Genomic DNA, 19,871 nt, shown 5'->3' with positions numbered 1-19,871 from the left:
ATCCTGGTTTGAAAGTGCTATGAAAATTAGAAGAGTGGCAGTGACAGAATACTTAAGGAATCCCCAATACACGTTAAATTAATTCAAATATTTGAAAGTTTGGAAAAAACAATATGCTAGGAGCCAACTGCGTAACTCCTAAACGTTATATACCGGACCATCATGGCTCAGAACCACACCACGATGCGGTATGAATAATAATTCCTGACGTATTAACTGCTCAGCTTCCAACATTAACTGCTCAGCATCCAGCCTATTAGTAAACCCCAAAATTGACAGGCGCGTCAAGAAATCATCATTCAACTTCCTACTAATTTGAAATGATTCAATAGCGAGAAGAACACTTATATCTAAATTCTTGGGATCTCCCCGAAGAGTATTAGATTGTAAATTTAAGTATGAAACGCGAGCTTCTTTATTCTTTTCTTCAGCGTTAATCCACAGATATACTGCAAATCCGGCTAGAATTAAAATGGCAATTGAAAAAACTGCAAGTACTTTAATAATGCGGCTTCTTCTCCTTTCTTTCTCTAGTCGTTCTTTCTCTGCCCACTCTTTCTCTAGTCGTTCTTTCTCTGCCCTTTCTTTTTCAGCCCATTCTTTCTCTAGCTTTTCTTTCTCTGCCCTCTTTTCCTCTACCCTTTTTTTCTCTGTCAGTTCATCATTAAAAACCTTATTAGAATCTTGTATCGGTTTGATAAAACTGTCGTGTGCGAGTTCATACCAGCGCGCACCTGCCCGCCATTCTGCTCTAATGAGGTGCATGCTTTCAAGCACGTCAATGGATGCATTGGGAACACCACAGGTTGACTCTGGAGCCCGGTACACCATTCCTCGTGTCCCTGTCTCCGTGATCAGCTTTTTATCGCATAATCTGCGCAGGCCCTCCTCATCAATGCCGGCTTTCTCTGTCGCTGTCCTTATAGCCTCTTCGTAAAACCTGGAAAGTACCTCTTCTACATTGCCATAGGTTTTCAGGTGCTGAAATGTAATTTGCTTTTCATCTGGAGGTAATTCCTTCCAGAGTTTCTGGCATACTATCTGAAGTTGTACAGCTTCTATGAACTCGCCTGGTACTTCAGCGGTCTTGCCTGGCATTGTCTCAACTCGAATCTTCAGCAAATCGTCGACAAGTTTTTCTGCCACACCTTCTGCAAAAAAGCGATCAGCTTTTTTCACCGGTTCTTTGATCGCAAGCAGCGCATCCTCACGGTGCAGCCGCTCCATGTGAAAACGCGTCCACATCCTTTCGGGAAGAGGATCTTCATAAGGATCTAGCTGAGCTATAAAATCTTCCCGAATGACAAAAACCACCCTTAAAAGGGGATCTGCTTCCAGAGCAGTGTTTACTTGCTCAAAGAAGCCCTCTCTATCTTTCCAGCGGTCCTGATACAAAGAGAAGATTTCCTCAAACTGATCGAAGATAACGGCACGGCGTAATGGCATACCATAGTCATCCATCTTATGCTCTCGTGCATTCAAAAAATCAACAAGTTTCATTTTAGCCAAGCGCTTAACATTATACTCGTCTTCAACCCAGCTTGTGAGTGTATTAAAGACATATATGTTCGAAATCTCGTCAGTTTTTGTATTTTCCAAAATTGTGCCTTTGACTCGCGCCACCGGGAAAACTTCAATCTGTTTTCCCTTCAGAAGAGGAATAAGTCCGGCATTGATAATGGAAGTCTTACCTGCACCCGACTGGGCATAGACGAGAACCAAACGATGTGCGATGACTGTGGACAGAAGATCTCGAACTTCACGGGCTCTTCCGAAAAAAATACCTTCATCTTTCTCTTCAAAAGGTCGAGGGCCCACATAAGCCTGGAATTCAGGTACCATGATTAAAAGCCTCCTTCTCTGCCCATTCTTTCTCTGCTTGTTCTTTCTCTGCCCTTTCTTTCTCTGTCCATCGTTTTCTCAATTCTTTGACAAATTCGCAGCAATCTTGCCAGTATACGTGGATATTAAGATCCGAAAAATATTTTATCAGATATTTCTGAGCTTTTTCTTTTCGATCCTCAGAAACATTCCCTGGCACGAGCTGCACGGATATGTGCATTCTATCTCTTTCTTTTAAATAGTCAGCAAGAATCCGGAATAGAACATGAAAATCCCAATCAGCTATCCTGTAGCCTAGAAAAAGAAGAGATGTGTCTGTAAATGCTTCCTGAATACGCAGTGGAAGAATGTTTTGCTTACTTAATGTGGCAGTCCTTGATATGGCAGCAAGGAAATCCAGATAGTCATACTCTGTTAGAACCAGCGACCCTTTTATTTCATAGGTACCATAGAGGTGAAATACCAAAGGTTTTTCCCGAGTAGGAACATAATCTGATGATGTTCGTTTGAATTGCATGGCGTATTTATTCCACCGACATATTTCCTGGATTGGTGTTTTGTCACGGCTTTTAAGAGCTTGCTCCATAAGGTCATCGTAATTTGTGGTGATATAAACTGGCAGTGGAAGATCGGCCAGCACTCTATGAAGTTCATAAGGATTATCGAAGTAACTTGGTGCGACTTCTTTTAACTTTTCTCTTATTTTTTTACATATTTCTTCCTTTGGAGTCATAGTGTCTGCGGTCACCGCCACAAACTGAGCCACCTGTATTAAGTCATCAGAATCTTTCATTGGGTAGTCGTAATCTTTTGCCCATTTACTTGCAATCTGAGAATAAACAGGAATCTTTCCAGCACAAACTCCGGCTCCAAGAAAAGGAGTACACTTTCCATCCTTGATTCTTCGAAGAAGGAGGTCCCAATCCTCATCTTCCAGCTTATTTGACATTACTAAAATCCCCCACAAAGTTTAAAGTTCAAACCATTTCTCCATTTGGATAATAAGCAATGTTAATTTCAAACTCAGATCGTAAATTTTCCCGAAATTCAGGTATACACTGCCCTTAAGAATAGCACTTTATCTTAAGGACTTACACACTCGATGTATAAAATCAAGCACAATAACCACATCGTCTCAATCCTCATTTTGTTGGGCGGCGACATTTACGACTGAACCTTCTTTTATTAAAGTCGGCGTTAGATGCTCTGGAATATTCATTTGGATTTGTACACGCCCAAGTTCATATGCACCTTCAATGCTAAGCCCTCCTCCTAATGCCTGGTAAAAGCCAATAGCGAAGTCGATAGCAGCTTTATCACCGATTTCTTGGTTCATACCAATGACATATTTGATGTGTTTAGCGATGGCTTTTGCCTGAATCTCTGAGTAACAAGCGTTCAATATTACACAATTCACCTGACCACTAAATTGTTTAAATAACGCAGCCAACGCATCAGGTGTGATAGGGTGGGTTCCCCCTACTCGATTCTCAAAGCATAAAGCACCGGTAGGTGTGCCATGACCAGAAAAATGGACGATTTGCGGATGTGTATCAAGCAAAGCCTGGGATATATCTGATGGGCGAACCGCCAACTGTGGCAATTCCAATGTAAATTGATCCCGAAGCCTGGCCAATTTCATTTTCTCTTGAATCTCTCGAAATTCTTCACCAAGCCGCAGGCGAGATGCATCAGTGGGATCGGCTGCTAAGAAGAGTATCGAAACCTTATCGGTTTTTTCTTTAATTGGAAACGGTCGCCTATTCTCGGTATCTTTTCTTATGATACCACTATTGAAATCCTCCCATCGTGTTCTCAATTCTTTGGCAAATTCACAGCAATCTTGCCAGTATACGTGGATATCAAGCTTCCCAAAATAGTGATCCAGATATTCCTGAGCTTTTTCTATTTGGGCCTCAGAAACATCCCCTGGCACGAGCTGCACGGATAGGTGCGTTCTACGACTACTTATTTCTAAGTATTCACCAAGAATCCGAAAAAGAACACGGAAATCCCAATCAGTTATACTGTAGCCTAGAAAAAGAAGAGATGTGCCTGTAAGTGCCTCCTGAATACTCGGTGGAAGCAGGCTTTTTTCCATTGAATTGGCAGCAAAGAAGTCCAGATAGTCGTCCTCTGTTAGAACCAGTGACTCTGGTTTTTTATAGCAGCCGTGGAGGTGAAATACTAAAGGTTTCTCTGGAGTAGGAACATAGTCTGATGACGTCTGTTTGGATTTCCTGAGGTTTTTATTCCACCGACAATATTCTTGGATTGGTGTTTTGCCACGATTTTTAAGAGCTTGCACCATAAAGTCATCGTAATTTGTGGTAATATAAACTGGCAGTGGAAGATCGGCCAGCACTCTATGAAGTTCATCAGGATTATCGAAGTAACTTGGTGCAACTTCTTTTAACTTTTCTTTGATTTTTTTACAGACCATTTCCTTTGGAGTCATGACGTCTGTGATTACAGCCACAAACTGAGCCACACGTGTCAAGTCATCAGAATCTTTCATTGGGTAGTCGTAATCTTTTGCCCATTCACTTGCAATCTGGGAACCAACAGGAATCTTTTGAGAACAGGCACCAGCTCCAAGAAAGGGAGTACACTTCCCATCCTTGATTCTCCGAAGAAGGAGGTCCCAATCCTTCTCATTCAGCTTATTTGACATTATTAACCCCCCATCAAGTTAAATTTCATTTTCAATTTTTCTTGTGTTTATCTTCCTCACTCACCTGCGGTTTTGACTCCCGCCATTAACCTACTTTTGTAATCTGTCTCAGCTACATCCTGAAGTTCGATCACAGCCTGTACTGAGAGAACAGGCCCACCAGGCAGAAATAGCTACAAAGCCAAAAAAGCTTGTTTGCTGAATCGTTGCCCGGGGAAAGAACCAGCCTCGGATTGCAATATAAAAAATAAGCCCGAGCAATGCTCTGGGAAATGGCAAAAGAAGGCACATGGCAAGCCAGCTCAATGTTTTCGACTTTTGCTGTTAGTAACAACCTTGGACTATAATTATAAATTCTATATTACAATTTTTAGAAGTTTTATCTTTTTATGTAATTTCCCCTATTTGTCATCCCACCTGACCAAACGTTCCTCTTACTTTATCACTATATTTTCTCCTTTTAATATTTAATGGAATACTTAGAGGCTGTCTTAAAATTCAAACCATTTTCCCAGTTAGACAATGAGCAACGTTAATTTCAAATTCAGATCGTAAATTCTCTGAAATTCAGATACACATTGACCATAAGGCGTTATTTTCTCCCATAGAACTTATGCATTCGAAGTATAAAATAAAGTACAGTAAACATTAAATGCTACCGTTTTCCGGTTCAAATGCATGAATCTTACCCCAATTGTATAGTCAAATTTAATTTTAAGACACGATATAAGAGAGAAGGGAGCTCCAAAAAGTTATTAAGAGTCAGATTTATAGTTACCATTGTTGTGCCGTAACATTATTACATAATTATAAAATTATAAATCTATGTAGTGATGTTACACTTACTTTTATCATTAGATTTTGGAACTGAGTCTCTATTGGGTTTATGTATATTTCACAATTTAGTAGTTGCTAATAATGTCCGATGATGATCAAGTATATTTCTGAACAACGTTTTAAAAGAATATGCGTACCTTAGGATATTCTGGTAAGGAAAAATACCCTGTGATTGAAGAGGGATGTGATAACACGGATAAGGAAAAGGAGCCTACAGGTAAAGGGGAAATAGAAAGGTCAAAAAAAGAAAAGCTGCAAGCTATAGAAAAAATCTCAACTGGAGAAAATTCTGGTCTGGATGTATCTTTGGATGAGTCTCCAAAAAAGGAATTTCCAATTGTAGGCATCGGGGCATCGGCTGGTGGGCTAGCTGCATTCGAAGCCTTCTTTTCAGCCATGCCTTCAAACAAAGACCCAGGAGCGGCTTTTGTCCTGGTACAGCACCTGGATCCGAATTATAAAAGCATTCTTTCCGACCTAATCAGAAACTTTACCCGGATGCCTGTATACGAAGCTACAAATTGGGTAAATATTGAGCCTAACTGTGTTTACATCATCCCTCCTAACCGCGACATGGTTCTTCGGGATGGCGTGCTCCAGTTGATGGAGCCATCCCAGCCGCACGGTCGTCGCCTACCTATTGATATATTTTTCAGCTCTCTGGCCCAGGACAAGAAAGAGAAAGCTATTGGTATTGTACTCTCAGGTACAGGTAGTGACGGCACAAAGGGGGTGCAGGCTATTAAGGCTGAGGGAGGAATGGTAATGGCACAGACTCCCGAGTCCAGTGAATACAACAATATGCCTCTTAGTGCTATTGCCACAGGTCAGGTGGATTATGTCCTGAAGCCTGAAGAGATGCCTGCCCAGCTCATTGCCTATATTCCCTACGTCTTCGGAAAAACACACCAGGTAACCTCAAAATTTGAAGGTCTGATGAAAAATATATTCAATTTTCTTCACATCAAGACCGGTCATGACTTTTCTCACTACAAGTACGGTACCATCAATCGGCGCGTTGAACGGCGCATGGCTGTCCTAAATATTGAGAATGTAAATGAGTATGTGCGTTATTTAGAGCAAAAGCCTGCTGAAGTGGAAGTTCTCTTTCATGACCTTTTAATCGGTGTCACCAGTTTCCTCCGTAATCCTGAAGCTTATGAAGCACTCCAGGAACAGGTTATTCCGTGTCTCTTTGCTGGCAAGTACCCGGAGTCATCAATACGCGTCTGGGTGCCCGGATGTTCCACAGGTGAAGAGGCATATTCCATAGCCATTTTACTCCAGGAACAAATGGATAACTTGAACCAAAATTTTAAGGTGCAGATTTTCGCCACTGATATTGACAGTAAGGCTATTGAAAAGGCCCGTAGCGGCCTCTATCCAGCCAATATTGCCGTCGATATGTCCTCTGAAAGGCTTAAGCGCTTCTTTACTCTAGACTCAGACGGCTACTACCATATTCAGCACAATATTCGTGAAATGGTTATTTTTTCCGAGCAGGATATCATTAAGGACCCTCCATTCTCTAAGCTTGACCTCATCAGTTGTCGCAACTTGCTGATCTATATGGACAAAGAACTGCAGAAGAAGCTAATTCCCCTCTTCCACTACGCTTTGAACCCTGGTGGATTTCTCTTTCTTGGTCCCTCCGAAAATGTGGGCGAGTTCACAAATCTTTTTGACACGCTGGATCGCAGGTCAAAACTGTATATAAAAAAAGGAGGTCCTAGCAGTGATTATTTCCTTTCCATAGGGACTTTTATCCCACCATCAACGAAAAGCGAAGCCAGAAAGCCTTCAGGCAACGTTCCTGTAGAAATCAGACCTAAGCTGCGCGAGCTGATCGAGCAAGCAATGCTGCAATATTACGCCCCTGTAAGTGTTCTGATTGACGAACACGGTAATATCCTGTATATCTATGGTCGTACTGGCATGTACCTTGAACCAGCTTCGGGTGAAGTTGGTATGAACGTATTGAGTATGGCTAGAGAGGGATTAAGATCAGAATTGACTACGGCCCTGCACAGAGCCGTCATAAATAAAGCGCCAGTGTTTCATCCCAGAGTGAGAGTTAAAACCAACGGCGATTTCACCACAATTAATCTGGCAGTACGGCCTGTAGAGCGAAACCATGATACAACCACCTGGTTAAACTTGTTCCTGGTAACTTTTGAGGAAATTCCAGAGTCAGAGCAGATCGACACCGAAAAGTCCATCCACATAAATGCTGGAGAAAATGCCTGTAAAACGGATGTGGATGTGCGAATCTTAAAGCTGAAAAAGGAGTTACAGGCCAAGGAAGAAAGCCTCAAAGCTTCCAATGAGGAACTGGCGACTTCCAATGAAGAACTTAAATCTGCAAACGAAGAGATGCAGTCAGTCAACGAGGAACTGCAGTCCACAAATGAGGAACTGGAGACCTCAAGAGAGGAACTGCAATCAGTAAATGAGGAATTGGGCACGGTCAATATCGAACTGCAAAACAGGGTAGCTGACCTGTCTCAAGCCAATAACGACATGAATAACCTGCTGGCTGGAACAGGCATAGGCACTATCTTTGTGGACCATCAACTACGTATCATACGCTTCACTCCTCCGGCTACACGTTTGATAAACCTGATCCCATCAGATATTGGAAGGCCGGTTGGACATATTGTCTCAAACCTTCTGGGCTACAACCGCCTGGTAGAGGACATAAAGGAAGTGCTGGACAGCCTGATACCCAAAGATATTGAAGTCAAGACTAGGGAAAATACCTGGTATTTACTGGGCATCCGGCCTTATCGCACTCTTGAAAACACCATTGAAGGAGCGGTAATTACTTTTACGGATATTACCGAGATGAAACGGGTGAGGATTAAGGAGTCTGAAACCATGCGTCGTCTGGTTGCAGTAGTGCACGATGCAAGCGATGCTATAACGCTGCAGGATATGAAAGGCAATATCCTGGCTTGGAATCCAAAGGCAGAGAGTATTTATGGTTGGAGCGAAGCCGAAGCACTCTCAATGAATGTTAGCAGCATGATCCCGGAGGATCGGAAAACGGAAGAGTTGTCTATAGTGAAAAAGCTTAGCTGGGCTGAGGTTCTTGAACCTTACCGTACCCAAAGAATTACCAAAGATGGCAGGATAGTTGATATCTGGCTGACCGCCACTTCACTGGTAAATGAAACCGGTGAAGTGTATGCTATTGCAACCACGGAGCGAGAAATCAAATTAGAAGGTAATGAGACGAAAAATAAAAAATAAAAAGACTTTCCGGATCAGGCCGTCTTAAAACTCGACTTATTTCTACAATTGGATAATTGTCATTTTTGATTTTGAATTTAGGTCGTAAATTATTCTGAAATTCAGGAATATATTCACCTCGAAGTTGAATATACTATCCCAATTAGAGTCAATTGTAGTTTTGAGATAGGTAGTTTTGAGACAGCTTGAGATGATGACTTTTGTATAGGCTCAAGGAAGATCTCTTGATAAAAATACTCGATATCAGAAAATCTTGAGTTCCTGTCATCGAAGAAAGTATTATATTAGAGTAATTAGAGTAGACTAATGAATTAAGTTATTTTATAAGTATAAACCAGACTCACCTTGCTCAATATATACGTATTAATTTTCATTATAAAATTTATATGTGAAAAACACAATTGTTGGGGTCAGTCTTGATTAAATCTGAAAAAACTAACAGAACATATGTTTATGAGAATTAAATCTATTCTTGCGCTTACATTTTTCAGTAATTAACTTCGGGTTCAAAATACTATAGCCAAAATTGTGAAAAATAAGAGGATTGGGGCACGTAGATTGAGATAAGAAATATTTGCCTTTACATTCTCAGTTTGGAGGAAATTTGGAGTGAAAAAAAGCCTGAGGAAATCTGGCATTGATATTATTGGAGATGTGCCCTGGGGTACACATATTTGTCAATTCTATCAAACAAAAGAAGATTTTATGGATACGCTGGTTCCTTACTTCAAGACAGGACTGGAAAATAATGAGTTTAGCATGTGGATCACATCGGGACCCTTAGAAGTAGAATATGCAAAAGAATCTCTGAGAATGACTGTTCCTGATATTGATAGTTACTTGAAAAAAGGACAAATACAAATTATTCCCGACAGTCGGTTTTATGCAGAAGAGGGCGTTTTTGATTCGAAGAGGATCTTAAACAACTTGGTTGAAAAACTCAATCAGGCTCTGGCAAATGGATACGATGGATTGAGGTTAAGTGGAACTGCTTTGTGGCTGGAGAATAAGGATTGGAGTGATTTTGTTAACTATGAGATAAAACTGGACAGTGCCATAAGCAATTATCAGATGATAGCTCTCTGCACCTATTCTCTCGATAGGTTTGATGCAACGAAAATCATCGAGGCGGCTATCAATCACCAGTTTGTGTTAATCAAAAGGGAAGGAACATTGGAACAGATAAAAAATTCCAGGCGTGAGAAGGAAGAAGAAAGAATCCGGAGTTTAGCAGATATTGTGGAGTTATCAAATGATGCTATTTTAACTATATCGCTTGATGGCACTATTACCAGCTGGAACAAAGGTGCAGAGCAAACTTATGGCTATTCAACTAAAAAAATTATTGGGAAACCCATATCCATCCTTGAACCGTCCATCTTAGTTGAGGAAACAGAAGAGTTAATTGAACTGTTTAAACAGGGAGATAAAATCCACAATTATGAGACTTTACGGTTAAGAGAAGATGGTAGAGTAATAAACGTTTCAGTAACCTTTTCTCCGATTTTTGACGCCTCTAAAAATCTGATTTCTATTTCAGTTATCTCCAGAGATATAACTAGAAGTAAAAGAGTTGAAGAAAAACTCCGGAAAAGTGAAGAAAGATACAGAATCGCTACAGAGCAGACAGGGCAGGTGGTTTATGAATATGATTTAAGAACAGACAAGAGCGGTTGGGCAGGTGCTATAGAAGAAGTTACAGGTTATAGCCTTGAAGAGTTCCAGAGGTTTGGCAAGGAAGTGTGGCTTAAAAATATCCATCTGACAGATACGAGTAGTGGGGATGAAAAATTTCAGAGTGCTAGAAAGACCGGAGGTAGATTTAAGGAAGAATTAAGGTTGAGAAAAAAAGATGAAAGTTGTATTTATATAGAAAATAACGGAGTCTGGCTTAAGGGTTATGATGGCCAGCCTTGTGAGGCTATCGGAGTATTAAAAGACATTACTGAAAGAAAAAAGACAGAACATTTCCTTAAGAGTATAGAAACTGTCCGTAAAAAGGAAATCCACCACAGGATTAAGAATAACCTTCAGGTAATTTCTTCTCTTCTCGATCTTCAGGCTGATAAGTTCAATGATACGAAAGTTGTTGAAGCTTTCAGGGAAAGCCAGAATCGAGTAGTTTCTATGGCTCTCATTCACGAAGAGCTGCACGAAGGCGGGGAAAGCGAGGTACTGAACTCTTCTAAATATCTAGAAAGGCTTGTTGAGAACATTTTCCAGACGTACAGATCTAGAAATGCCGATATCAGATTGAACATGGATCTGGAAGAAAATATTTTTTTTGATATGGATACTGTAGTTCCATTAGGGCTAATCGTCAACGAACTCGTTTCAAATTCTCTTAAACATGCATTTGTCGACAGAGATAACGGGCAGATTCAAATTAAACTTTGTAAAGGGAAATCAGGTGGATATAAAGACAATATAGCAGGAAGCAAAAAAGAGGAATCTCAAGGTACCAGTTTCATCCTGATAGTCTCAGACAATGGAATAGGTATACCCGGAGAGTTTGATCTGGAGAATCCTGTTAGCCTTGGCATGCAACTGGTAAACACTCTCATAGACCAGTTAGAAGGCAAACTTGAACTAAAAAAAGACAATGGGACAGAATTTACTATAAAATTTAGAGTGATGTAAAAAAGTAAAATGTAAAAAAAGAATTGTGTGCAGGTTGCTGGTTTTAATTTTTAATAAAGATAGTCGTGTGTGCAGGTTGCTGGTTTTAATTTTTAATAAGAAATAGTCATGTGTGTAGGTTACTGGTATTAGTTTTTAATAAAGATAGCCGCGTATGTAGGTTACTAATTTTAGTTTTTAATAAAGATAGTCGTGTATGTAGGTCACTAATTTTAGTTTTTAATAAAGATAGTCGTGTATGTAGGTTACTGGTTTTAGTTTTTAAAAGGAAATAGTCATGTATGTAGGTTGCTGGTTTTAGTTTTTAAAAGGAAATAGTCATATCTGTAGGTTAATGGTTTTAGTTTTTAATAAAAATAGTCATCACCAATTATTATCTCCCGCATGTACCCGACAAGGATTTCCTCTGATTTCCTCCTCCATACCAGTGACGTCTTGCTAGATTGTATGCTCTCTGATATTAATATAGAGTTCTATCAAATCGGGTCTCAAACCAAACAATATGACCAGTAATGAATTTATAACGGTTTCCTTGTATAAGAGGAATAAAAATAGTATTGATCAGGAATATTTAATATATTTTAATAGTTCTTTTAGAAAAGTTGCAATAAGGAGTTATATCATGAAATTAGATTTCAAAGACCTTGCTCTCAGGTTCGTCTTCGGGGGAATTGCTGTTGCTGCCTGTTATATCATGCTGCAGATAATACCTTCAAAATCTTTTGCTGGAGTTTTTGCAGCTTTTCCAGCTGTTATGGTAGCTGCCGTGATAATGGCAGGACATTTCGGAAGCTCTGAGCAAGCTTCTGACATTGCCCTTGGAGCTAGTGCAGGGATGATAGGTTGCACTATATGTGTGCTCACTGCTGCTCTCTGTATGGAGTACCTTAACAGGTGGAGCTTTTCAATTATTATTGCTCTTTTAATCTGGTTTGTCAGCTCATGCTTATCAACCAGGTTGATCCAGAGTTTCCTGGGAAAAATGAAAGAAAAAAGGCAGCAAAAAACACACTATTGAGCTTTGAAATTCCAGAAAAGCCCTTAACAAAGAAATTCTTCCGGGCTCATCTTTACCACCCTTCTACGGACTTTCCTGGACTTTTCCGGGATTTATATTCATTCAAATATTTTGGAATTTTCACTCATGTGTTTGTTATTTTATTTACTTGACTTATTGTTTTAATTTCATTGGTTCTCCACAGCATGTTACATTGCCGGTACAGCATGCGTCGGTAGAGCAGGATACATCTCCGCACTCCTTTACTACCTGAAGTTCAAAACCACATGCTTCGCAACGAAGAACCTGACCCATTTTTAAGTCTCCGCAGTTCATTTTCGTGTCACCTCAATATCCTTGATATGGAAAGTATGTAATTTAGGTTCAAACTGCTTTTGAAACAATGATTCTGAAAATTAGTCTATAAAATAGCCCTGAATTCTCTGAAAAGCAGGATCTTTGAACGCAGGAACAATAGATAATCCAGGGTAGGAATATCCGCTCAAATCCAGACCAGATTATAAAAGTGGGAAAGGGCATCCTTACTATATTTTCTTTTTAGTCATTCTTCTAGACTTTTCTATGCTTCAGTTTCAGTTATATTTTTAAACATCCACTCTATCAGAAGAGTAAATTCTTATCATATTTGCCGCAAATACCTATAGCAATCTGGCAAAACCTATTTTCGGATCAAAAACAGGAAATGTTTCTATGAAGATGAACCCACGCTGTACCTATTGCCTGCTTTCAAGAGTACATTTTCAGTCTAAACTTTCTACTGACGATGAAGACCTAATAAGCAAGACCATTAAGGAATGCCTTAAAGTTGTGACCAAAAACTACAGCCCAGACGTGGTATCTGCTTCCGTAGCCACTAAAGTTCACAGAAAATGCTACGAGGTTCTGGAAGACAATGACCCTTATGCGGTAACAAAGAAACTTATCGACCAGGCTGCGCTGAAAGTCCTGCCTGTAGCGAAAGAAAATATTTACAAAAATTCTCCTGATAATGGGGAACTTTTCAGGCGTGCAGTACTGGCATCTGTGATTGCGAATTACTTTGATTTCGGAATTATGGGGTTTGATGCCAGTGAAGACAAATTTGAGGCTGCTTTTCAGAAATACTTTGAACAAGGACTTGGTGTGGATGACACTCCCAAAATGCTCGGGCTCATGCAGGACGTTGTTTACATTGCCGACAATTGCGGAGAAATTCTCTTTGATACGCTCGTTTTTGATATCATCAAAAAACTCGGTGGAAAGATCACACTCGTAGTTCGGGGTGGACCCATTCTGACAGACGTGACATTAGAAGAGGTAAGAGAATTCGATATTGATAAAAAAGTCGATAGAGTCCTGACAACCGGTTCAAATGCCGTAGGTGTCCTGATTGAGGAGGCTCCGGCCGAACTTCTTCAGGCAATGAAAGATGCGACTCTTATTATTAGCAAGGGCATGGCCAATTACGAAACCCTATCCGAGCATAATTTTGGGGCAATTGCGTACATGCTTCTTACTAAATGTGAGTGTGTTGCTGAAGACCTGGGACTTGAAAAGGACTTGTCCATTGCAAAACTGATGAACTATCCCTGAGTTTTACTGTCCCTGAGTTTTCCTCTGAGAAGTTTTCGGAAGCTTCTTATCTATCAGGCTCACTAATAGCTATAGCTATGGATGGCATAAAAACAATTTAATGCATGCAGTAGCGCATGTAGTTAGCGCATGTAGTAAAGTGCTAATACCACGGCATAGAAAATATTATTATACTGAATTTAGACCAACAAAATTGAAAAATATAAAATGAATTATAAGGAGAAATATAAAAATGTGTGAACTCAATGTGTTCTTGCTTCGTGGAGATGAGCGTGAGAGAGTTATGGATTCCGTAGCAAGGATTCTGGTTGAAGGTAAATCAATCCAGCTTACTGGAATTCTAGGAGATCAAATGACTGTTGAAGGCTCAATTAGGGAAATTAACTTCTCACGGGGAGAAGCCCTTATCCTTGCAAATTAAACTTTTTATTTTTTTCGTTTTACTTCTTCTTTCAGAGCTGACATTCTTTCCTATCTTTATCTCCTTTTTCCTGTCTTTATCTTCTTTTTTCCGGTCCATCTCCTTTTTCCTATCTTTATCTCTTTCTTTTCCTTCCTACTCAGTTTTCCTGTCTTTGTCTCTTTCTTTTCTTTCCTGTTCAATTTTCAGGCATAACCTATCGAAAAAGGATCTGTAAGCTTCCGAATTTCGGAATCTGTCTTCTAGTTTCTTTAATTAATAAGATATCTCGGGAAAAGCATTTATCTGACTTTATCTATAATAACTCCATGTGTTCCAAGATACCAGGTTCAGACTTAAGTTGAGATACTCGAAAAAGATCTGCTAAAGCGATATCTTGGATTATGTGTCGGGCAGTTTGCAATGAACAGGTCAAGATTGTAGAAAAAGTTGTACTTCTGGATAAACCTTAAATTTATGCCTGCATTCTAGACTTATGTAATATGTAATCTTTTGTCCGAAATTACGATATTCGGTTAAATTTAAATTTTTAGTGATTTAGGCTATATATCAAGTTGGGTAGAATTGGATTATAAAGGATTGGATAAAATGGTTAAAGCAAAAATCGCAGTAAATGGTTACGGAACTATTGGAAAAAGAGTTGCAGATGCCGTTAGGGCTCAGGACGATATGGAAGTTGTTGGAATTTCCAAAACAAAGCCGAACTATGAAGCTGCAGTGGCTCACCAGCTAGGATATGACATATATGCCCCAGCTGCAAATCTTGAAGCTTTTGAGAAGGCAGGAATGCCCGCAGCTGGGACAGTTGAAGAAATGGTCGAAAAGGCTGACCTGGTTGTAGACTGTACGCCCGGGGGAATCGGTGAAAAAAATAAGCCTATGTATGAAAAGGCCGGGGTAAAGGCAATCTGGCAGGGCGGCGAAAAGCATTCACTTACAGGTTTTTCATTTAATGCGATTTGCAATTACGAGAAGGCTGTGGGCCGTGACCTTGTAAGGGTTGTCTCATGCAACACAACAGCACTTTGCAGGGCTATTTACCCGATAGATAAAGAACTGGGGGTAAAAAAGGCCAGGGTAATTCTTGCAAGGAGAGCAACCGATCCTAATGATGTAAAGAAAGGGCCAATTAATGCAATCGTACCTGATCCTATTAAGCTTCCGTCCCACCACGGGCCTGATGTAAAAAGTGTGCTTCCACAGATTAATATTACAAGTGCAGCCCTGAAGATCCCGACAACCCTGATGCACGTACACACCGTGAATATGGAAGTCGAGAAGGATTGCACTGTAGATGATGTTAAAAACATCTTTGGTTCCCAGCCAAGAATCCGTTTCGTGGGACAGGGCATGTCGTCTACAGCGGAAATTATGGAATTTGCCAGGGATATGAAGCGCCCCAGAAACGATATGTGGGAGAACTGCATATGGCCTGAATCAATAACCGTAGGGGATAAGGAGCTTTATTTCTTCCAGGCTGTCCATCAAGAATCGATTGTAGTTCCGGAAAATGTGGACGCTATAAGGGCCATGATGGAACTTGAAAGCGACGGTGCAAAGTCAATTGAAAAGACAAATAAGGCTATTGGCCTGTCTAAAGAGTAATACAAATAAAGGTGCCGGAATCTAAGTTTATATCGACTCCGGCTTTGATTGTTTCCGGATATTCAACCTGAATATCTGGAACTATATTTCTGGGACCCAGAAATTTCATACATAAATTATATATTTTGCATTGTATTCCTTACTACCTCAAAGATCGAAAATTCGAAATCCTTATCTTTTGAATGAAGGAAATAGAATTTGGAACTTTTAATTGGGAAAAATGGCTAAGACATGAATTCAACAAATTCAGGATTTTTGAAATTATCTCGAGAGGCTTTTAAAGCCGCATCAGATTCTATCTGTGATCTTGCAGGTACTGATGCTGCAGGCAGTTTTGTTTGTATGGGAGCCGACGGTACTCCGACTACCAAAATAGACCTCGCAGCAGAGGATGCTATCGTCGAAGTCCTTAAAGAAGACGGCAGGTCAATGAGAATTATCAGCGAAGAGCTTGGCGAACGTGTTTTAGGGGATTCACCTGAGTTTTCTGTTGTTCTAGATCCGCTTGATGGGACATATAATTCCTCAGTAGGAATTCCATTTTACAGTGTTTCTCTAGCCGTTTCTTCTCACGACCTTTCAGACCTCAGGTTCGGGTATGTGAGTAACCTTGCATTACGCGAGGAATACTATGCAGAAGCTGGAAAAGGGGCTTACCTTAACGGAAAAAGAATAAAAGCTTCCGTTAACTCGGAGCTGAATAAATTGTGCGTCAGTGTTTACGGCTACCGGCAAAATATAGAAAGGACCCGAAAGATATGCAGTAGCGTCAGAAGGGTGAGGTTATTCGGAAGTGTAGCCCTTGAGCTGTGTTATGTAGCCTCAGGCAGGCTTGATGCTTTTGTTGACGTCCGAAATGCTTTGCGCGTGACTGACGTGGCAGCAGGGCAGTTGATTCTGGCCGAAGCAGGCGGGCTTGTTACGGACGGATACGGAAATTCTTTAAGACTTCCTGATAATGTTACTTCAAGAGTGGAAATGGTTGCGTCCAACGGACATGTACACGAAAAGCTTTTAGAATTACTCTTTGGAGGATAAGTTGGCGATAAAAAAAATAGGAATATCTGCGCGCTGCGACAGGCCTGAAATAATTGAAAAGGTAAGAGAAATTCTTGCTCATTTCAGTTCAAAGGTTCAAATTTTTGTCGCCACTCCCACGGCTGAGGTACTAGGAATAGAAGGTACTCCGGTTGAAAAAATGAGAGATGAAGGAGTGGAACTCATTATTAGCGTAGGAGGGGATGGCACAGTCCTCCGGAATATTGCTAAGATGAAAGACCCTCTTCCCATACTTGGAATCAATATGGGTACGCTTGGCTTTCTTGTAGATGTTGAGCCCGAAGACGCCCTTGAAACTATAGAAGAGGTGCTTTACGGTTTTTCTTACAGCGACAGAATGCGAGTCGATGTTTTCCTTAACGGGGAAATGCTTGAGACTGCAACGAACGAGATTGCAATAATGTCTGCAAAGCCTGCGAAGATCATTCAGTTTGAGGTTTATGTTGGAGATTGCCTTCTGGACTCGATGCGTGCGGATGGTGTGGTTTTTGCGACCCCTACAGGCTCTACTGCTTATGCGATGAGCGCAGGCGGTCCTATCATAAGTCCAAGGGTAAATGCTATCGTGGTTGTTCCTGTCGCTCCTTTTAAACTCTCCTCAAGGCCCTGGGTTATCCCGTCAGACAGCGAGATTACTATAAGGCTGTCGGCTCCAAAAAAAGAGGCTGTTATTGCGATTGACGGACAAAAATCATACAGGATCAAGCCTGCTGATGTTGTTAAACTTAAGAAATCCAGATTTCCTGCGCGCTTTGTAAGGATTTCAGATACCTGCTTTTATGAAAGGGTCCAGAGAAAACTTACCTGAGAGCAAGCTTTGATTTTTATCTGAGAATAAGCTTTTACGTTCACCTTAGAGCAAGTCTTTACTTGTTACTCTGAGTAAACTTTTACTTGTTACTCTGAGAGACCCCTTAACTTCTTAATTTTAAAGATGCTTCATTAAGTATTGAGAAAAAGTCTTTGCATATAACTAGAGAAGTATCTTTAAACTCACTTTTTGAACCCACTTTCTAAACTTACTTTCCGCAGTATTTTTCCGGATAGTCATTGTTTTTCCGCTATCGATTTTAATCTTAACGTCAATTTATTAGCTTTCTGTACAGGAGTTAAAAATGGCTAGATGGTATGTTCAGAGACCAAAAAAAGATTGTATCCAATTTTCAGCAAAATTTCAATTTGGCTTTGTTATTTGAGGGGTTTCAAAAAACGCTATCGAAAAAAATATTGATTTTCAAAAAAATACTGTGGAATAGAGGTTTAAACCAGAAAAATGGTTTTACTCAATAATTATGCTTTCTTATTAATTTCAGTTTTTTTCTCTGTCCTGGAGATCTTTTAATCTTCTCATGAATCTTTAACTGAAAATCTACAGATATAATCTAATTTGTCAAACTTGAGCTTATTTTTACCCAGTTTTTCGAGAAGCCGTTGCCGGAAATTCTATTCCTCCAAGGAAAACATTTATACATATGCAGGTAAAGCTATGCTTAATTTTTACGAGATACAGGATTTTCTGACTTTTAGGGGCGTTTGAACCCTCGTACCTCCTTATTCAGCCTTTGAGTTATTTTTCAGATGAATCATCTATATATCATTAAAAATAATTAAAAATTCATCACAGTAATTAAAAATCACAGGAAGTAGTAGTAATGTCAGAGAGCGAGCAGTATTCCAGAAACGAACTTATGGATTTTATCGAATATCGCCCCCTAGATATCGAAATCTGTGACGTGACCCTGCGCGATGGGGAACAGACTCCAGGCGTTGTGTTCACAAAGGAACAGAAGCTGGCAATGGCCAGTGAACTTGATTCTATGGGTGTCGAGGTTATAGAAGCCGGATTTCCGGTAGTTTCCGCAAATGAAAAGGAAACCGTTAAGGAAATTGCAAATCAGGGCTTTAATTCAAGGATCTGCTGCCTCTCAAGAGCAGTAAAAGGGGACGTGGACGCTGCACTTGAATGTGATGTCGATATTGTGAGTATTTTTATTGCAATGTCGGACATGCACCTCAAATACAAGTATCATCGAAGCCTGGAGGAGATGCTTGGCTGTGCCAAGGAAACCATTGAATATGCGACCGATCACGGGTTAAAAGTACGTTTTGCAGCCGAAGATGCTAGCCGGACCCCGATTGACCGCCTGAAAAAGGCTTTCAAGGAAGTCGAAAATGAATATAAGGTGCAGTACTTAAGCCTTGCAGATACGATCGGTATCCTTAACCCTACAACGACACACTATCTTGTTAGTGAAATTTTCAAGGAAGTTAATACCTCAATCTGTATCCACTGCCATGACGACCTAGGAATGGCCACCGCAAATACCCTTGCAGCTGCTGAGGCCGGGGCAAAACAGCTCCATACCACAGTTAATGCGATCGGAGAACGTGCAGGAAATGCTTCCCTTGAAGAAGTAATGGTAGCCCTAAGGGTTCAGTACGGTATTGACCGCTATGACACCACGAAGCTAACTTCGCTTTCCAGAATGGTTTCGGAATATTCAGGTATCACGCCCCCGGTAAATAAAGCGGTTGTTGGGCAAAACGCCTTTACTCATGAATCCGGAATCCATGTTGCAGCAATCCTGGAAGAACCGCGTACTTATGAACTCTTCCTCCCGGAAATGGTTGGTGGGAAGCGCAATCTTGTCGTAGGAAAGCATACCGGCACAAAAGCCTTAAAAGGCATTATTAACAGCATAGGCTTCTGCCTTGAGCGGGAGGAACTCTGCGCCCTGATCGATAAAGTCAAGGTCTGCACCGAAGAAAAACATAAAAGCATCTCACGGGATCAGCTCGAAAGGCTGATTACTCAGGTCAGGCAGGAAAGTAAAACAACAGAAAAGGGAGAGGAGAAGTTTTCTATTTGAAAACTCTGAACTTTCACATAGATTCATTTGCTTTTTTCCTCATTTAAAACTTGTTTCATTTATTTTTTGATTTTCGGTTAA

General features: G+C 40.4%; 15 protein-coding genes. 9 read left to right on the top strand and 6 right to left on the bottom strand.

The genetic code is table 11. From position 1 onward, the window contains the following. Window positions 1-138: 138 nt before the first annotated feature. From A9239_RS17795 to A9239_RS17780, 4 genes are all read right to left on the bottom strand, one after another. The gene (locus A9239_RS17795; protein WP_048157073.1) at window positions 139-1,842 is read right to left on the bottom strand and encodes a hypothetical protein; all 1,704 of its coding nucleotides are present in this window, start codon (window positions 1,840-1,842) and stop codon (window positions 139-141) included. After that, window positions 1,832-2,791 (bottom strand): SIR2 family protein, encoded by a 960-nt coding sequence (locus tag A9239_RS17790; RefSeq protein ID WP_052712875.1) that lies wholly within the window; start codon window positions 2,789-2,791, stop codon window positions 1,832-1,834. Before A9239_RS17790 ends, A9239_RS17795 begins: the two co-directional genes overlap by 11 nt. Window positions 2,792-2,977: 186 nt before the next feature. Then, on the bottom strand, window positions 2,978-4,516 hold the full coding sequence (locus A9239_RS17785) for an SIR2 family protein (protein WP_048155831.1): 1,539 nt from the start codon (window positions 4,514-4,516) through the stop codon (window positions 2,978-2,980). Window positions 4,517-4,624: 108 nt separating this feature from the next. After that, window positions 4,625-4,807 (bottom strand): hypothetical protein, encoded by a 183-nt coding sequence (locus A9239_RS17780; RefSeq protein ID WP_048116546.1) that lies wholly within the window; start codon window positions 4,805-4,807, stop codon window positions 4,625-4,627. 675 nt (window positions 4,808-5,482) lie between these two features. On the opposite strand from A9239_RS17780, the gene A9239_RS17775 reads away from it, so the two are divergent. The 3 genes from A9239_RS17775 (at window position 5,483) to A9239_RS17765 (ending at window position 12,263) form a co-directional block, all read left to right on the top strand. Then, entirely contained in the window at window positions 5,483-8,605 is a 3,123-nt protein-coding gene (locus A9239_RS17775) for a chemotaxis protein CheB (RefSeq protein ID WP_230629071.1), read from the top strand. Between the two features lie 609 nt (window positions 8,606-9,214). Beyond that, window positions 9,215-11,245, top strand: coding sequence for an MEDS domain-containing protein (locus tag A9239_RS17770; protein WP_052712874.1), 2,031 nt, complete (start codon window positions 9,215-9,217; stop codon window positions 11,243-11,245). A gap of 622 nt (window positions 11,246-11,867) precedes the next feature. Continuing rightward, a complete protein-coding gene (locus A9239_RS17765; RefSeq protein ID WP_048116548.1) occupies window positions 11,868-12,263 on the top strand; it encodes a DUF3147 family protein in 396 nt (131 codons plus the stop codon). 153 nt (window positions 12,264-12,416) lie between these two features. Here the strand turns inward: A9239_RS17765 and A9239_RS19815 are convergent, their stop codons facing one another. Next, complete coding sequence (locus A9239_RS19815) at window positions 12,417-12,578, bottom strand: hypothetical protein (RefSeq protein ID WP_176722184.1); 162 nt, start codon at window positions 12,576-12,578, stop codon at window positions 12,417-12,419. 375 nt (window positions 12,579-12,953) lie between these two features. On the opposite strand from A9239_RS19815, the gene A9239_RS17760 reads away from it, so the two are divergent. Both A9239_RS17760 and A9239_RS17755 read left to right on the top strand, forming a co-directional pair. Then, on the top strand, window positions 12,954-13,835 hold the full coding sequence (locus tag A9239_RS17760; protein WP_048116551.1) for a DUF89 domain-containing protein: 882 nt from the start codon (window positions 12,954-12,956) through the stop codon (window positions 13,833-13,835). Between the two features lie 232 nt (window positions 13,836-14,067). Continuing rightward, a complete protein-coding gene (locus A9239_RS17755; protein WP_048116554.1) occupies window positions 14,068-14,256 on the top strand; it encodes a CooT family nickel-binding protein in 189 nt (62 codons plus the stop codon). Between the two features lie 56 nt (window positions 14,257-14,312). On the opposite strand, the gene A9239_RS20750 is transcribed toward A9239_RS17755, so the two are convergent. After that, on the bottom strand, window positions 14,313-14,438 hold the full coding sequence (locus tag A9239_RS20750) for a hypothetical protein (RefSeq protein WP_255361979.1): 126 nt from the start codon (window positions 14,436-14,438) through the stop codon (window positions 14,313-14,315). Window positions 14,439-14,844: 406 nt separating this feature from the next. Between A9239_RS20750 and A9239_RS17750 the strand changes: the two genes are divergently transcribed. From A9239_RS17750 to A9239_RS17735, 4 genes are all read left to right on the top strand, one after another. Next, a complete protein-coding gene (locus A9239_RS17750; RefSeq protein WP_048116556.1) occupies window positions 14,845-15,861 on the top strand; it encodes a type II glyceraldehyde-3-phosphate dehydrogenase in 1,017 nt (338 codons plus the stop codon). Window positions 15,862-16,092: 231 nt separating this feature from the next. After that, entirely contained in the window at window positions 16,093-16,899 is an 807-nt protein-coding gene (locus A9239_RS17745) for a bifunctional fructose-bisphosphatase/inositol-phosphate phosphatase (RefSeq protein WP_048116559.1), read from the top strand. A 1-nt stretch (window position 16,900) separates the two neighbouring features. Further along, window positions 16,901-17,728 carry an NAD(+)/NADH kinase gene (locus A9239_RS17740; RefSeq protein WP_048116562.1) on the top strand — a complete coding sequence of 276 codons (828 nt, stop codon included), beginning with the start codon at window positions 16,901-16,903 and terminating at the stop codon, window positions 17,726-17,728. A gap of 844 nt (window positions 17,729-18,572) precedes the next feature. Beyond that, complete coding sequence (locus A9239_RS17735; protein ID WP_048116565.1) at window positions 18,573-19,790, top strand: homocitrate synthase family protein; 1,218 nt, start codon at window positions 18,573-18,575, stop codon at window positions 19,788-19,790. The last annotated feature ends 81 nt before the right edge of the window (window positions 19,791-19,871 follow it).

Source organism: Methanosarcina sp. A14 (genome assembly GCF_001729375.1).
Classification (GTDB): Archaea; Halobacteriota; Methanosarcinia; order Methanosarcinales; family Methanosarcinaceae; genus Methanosarcina; species Methanosarcina barkeri.
This window is presented reverse-complemented; position numbering and strand designations above follow the sequence as displayed.

Excerpts from the sequence above, each read along its gene's own strand:
- A9239_RS17795 (WP_048157073.1), bottom strand. The coding sequence starts at position 1,842 with ATGGTACCTGAATTCCAGGCTTATGTGGGCCCTCGACCTTTTGAAGAG.
- A9239_RS17790 (WP_052712875.1), bottom strand. The coding sequence starts at position 2,791 with ATGTCAAATAAGCTGGAAGATGAGGATTGGGACCTCCTTCTTCGAAGA.
- A9239_RS17785 (WP_048155831.1), bottom strand. The coding sequence starts at position 4,516 with ATGTCAAATAAGCTGAATGAGAAGGATTGGGACCTCCTTCTTCGGAGA.
- A9239_RS17780 (WP_048116546.1), bottom strand. The coding sequence starts at position 4,807 with ATGTGCCTTCTTTTGCCATTTCCCAGAGCATTGCTCGGGCTTATTTTT.
- A9239_RS17775 (WP_230629071.1), top strand. The coding sequence starts at position 5,483 with ATGCGTACCTTAGGATATTCTGGTAAGGAAAAATACCCTGTGATTGAA.
- A9239_RS17765 (WP_048116548.1), top strand. The coding sequence starts at position 11,868 with ATGAAATTAGATTTCAAAGACCTTGCTCTCAGGTTCGTCTTCGGGGGA.
- A9239_RS19815 (WP_176722184.1), bottom strand. The coding sequence starts at position 12,578 with ATGAACTGCGGAGACTTAAAAATGGGTCAGGTTCTTCGTTGCGAAGCA.
- A9239_RS17760 (WP_048116551.1), top strand. The coding sequence starts at position 12,954 with ATGAAGATGAACCCACGCTGTACCTATTGCCTGCTTTCAAGAGTACAT.
- A9239_RS17755 (WP_048116554.1), top strand. The coding sequence starts at position 14,068 with ATGTGTGAACTCAATGTGTTCTTGCTTCGTGGAGATGAGCGTGAGAGA.
- A9239_RS17750 (WP_048116556.1), top strand. The coding sequence starts at position 14,845 with ATGGTTAAAGCAAAAATCGCAGTAAATGGTTACGGAACTATTGGAAAA.
- A9239_RS17745 (WP_048116559.1), top strand. The coding sequence starts at position 16,093 with ATGAATTCAACAAATTCAGGATTTTTGAAATTATCTCGAGAGGCTTTT.
- A9239_RS17735 (WP_048116565.1), top strand. The coding sequence starts at position 18,573 with ATGTCAGAGAGCGAGCAGTATTCCAGAAACGAACTTATGGATTTTATC.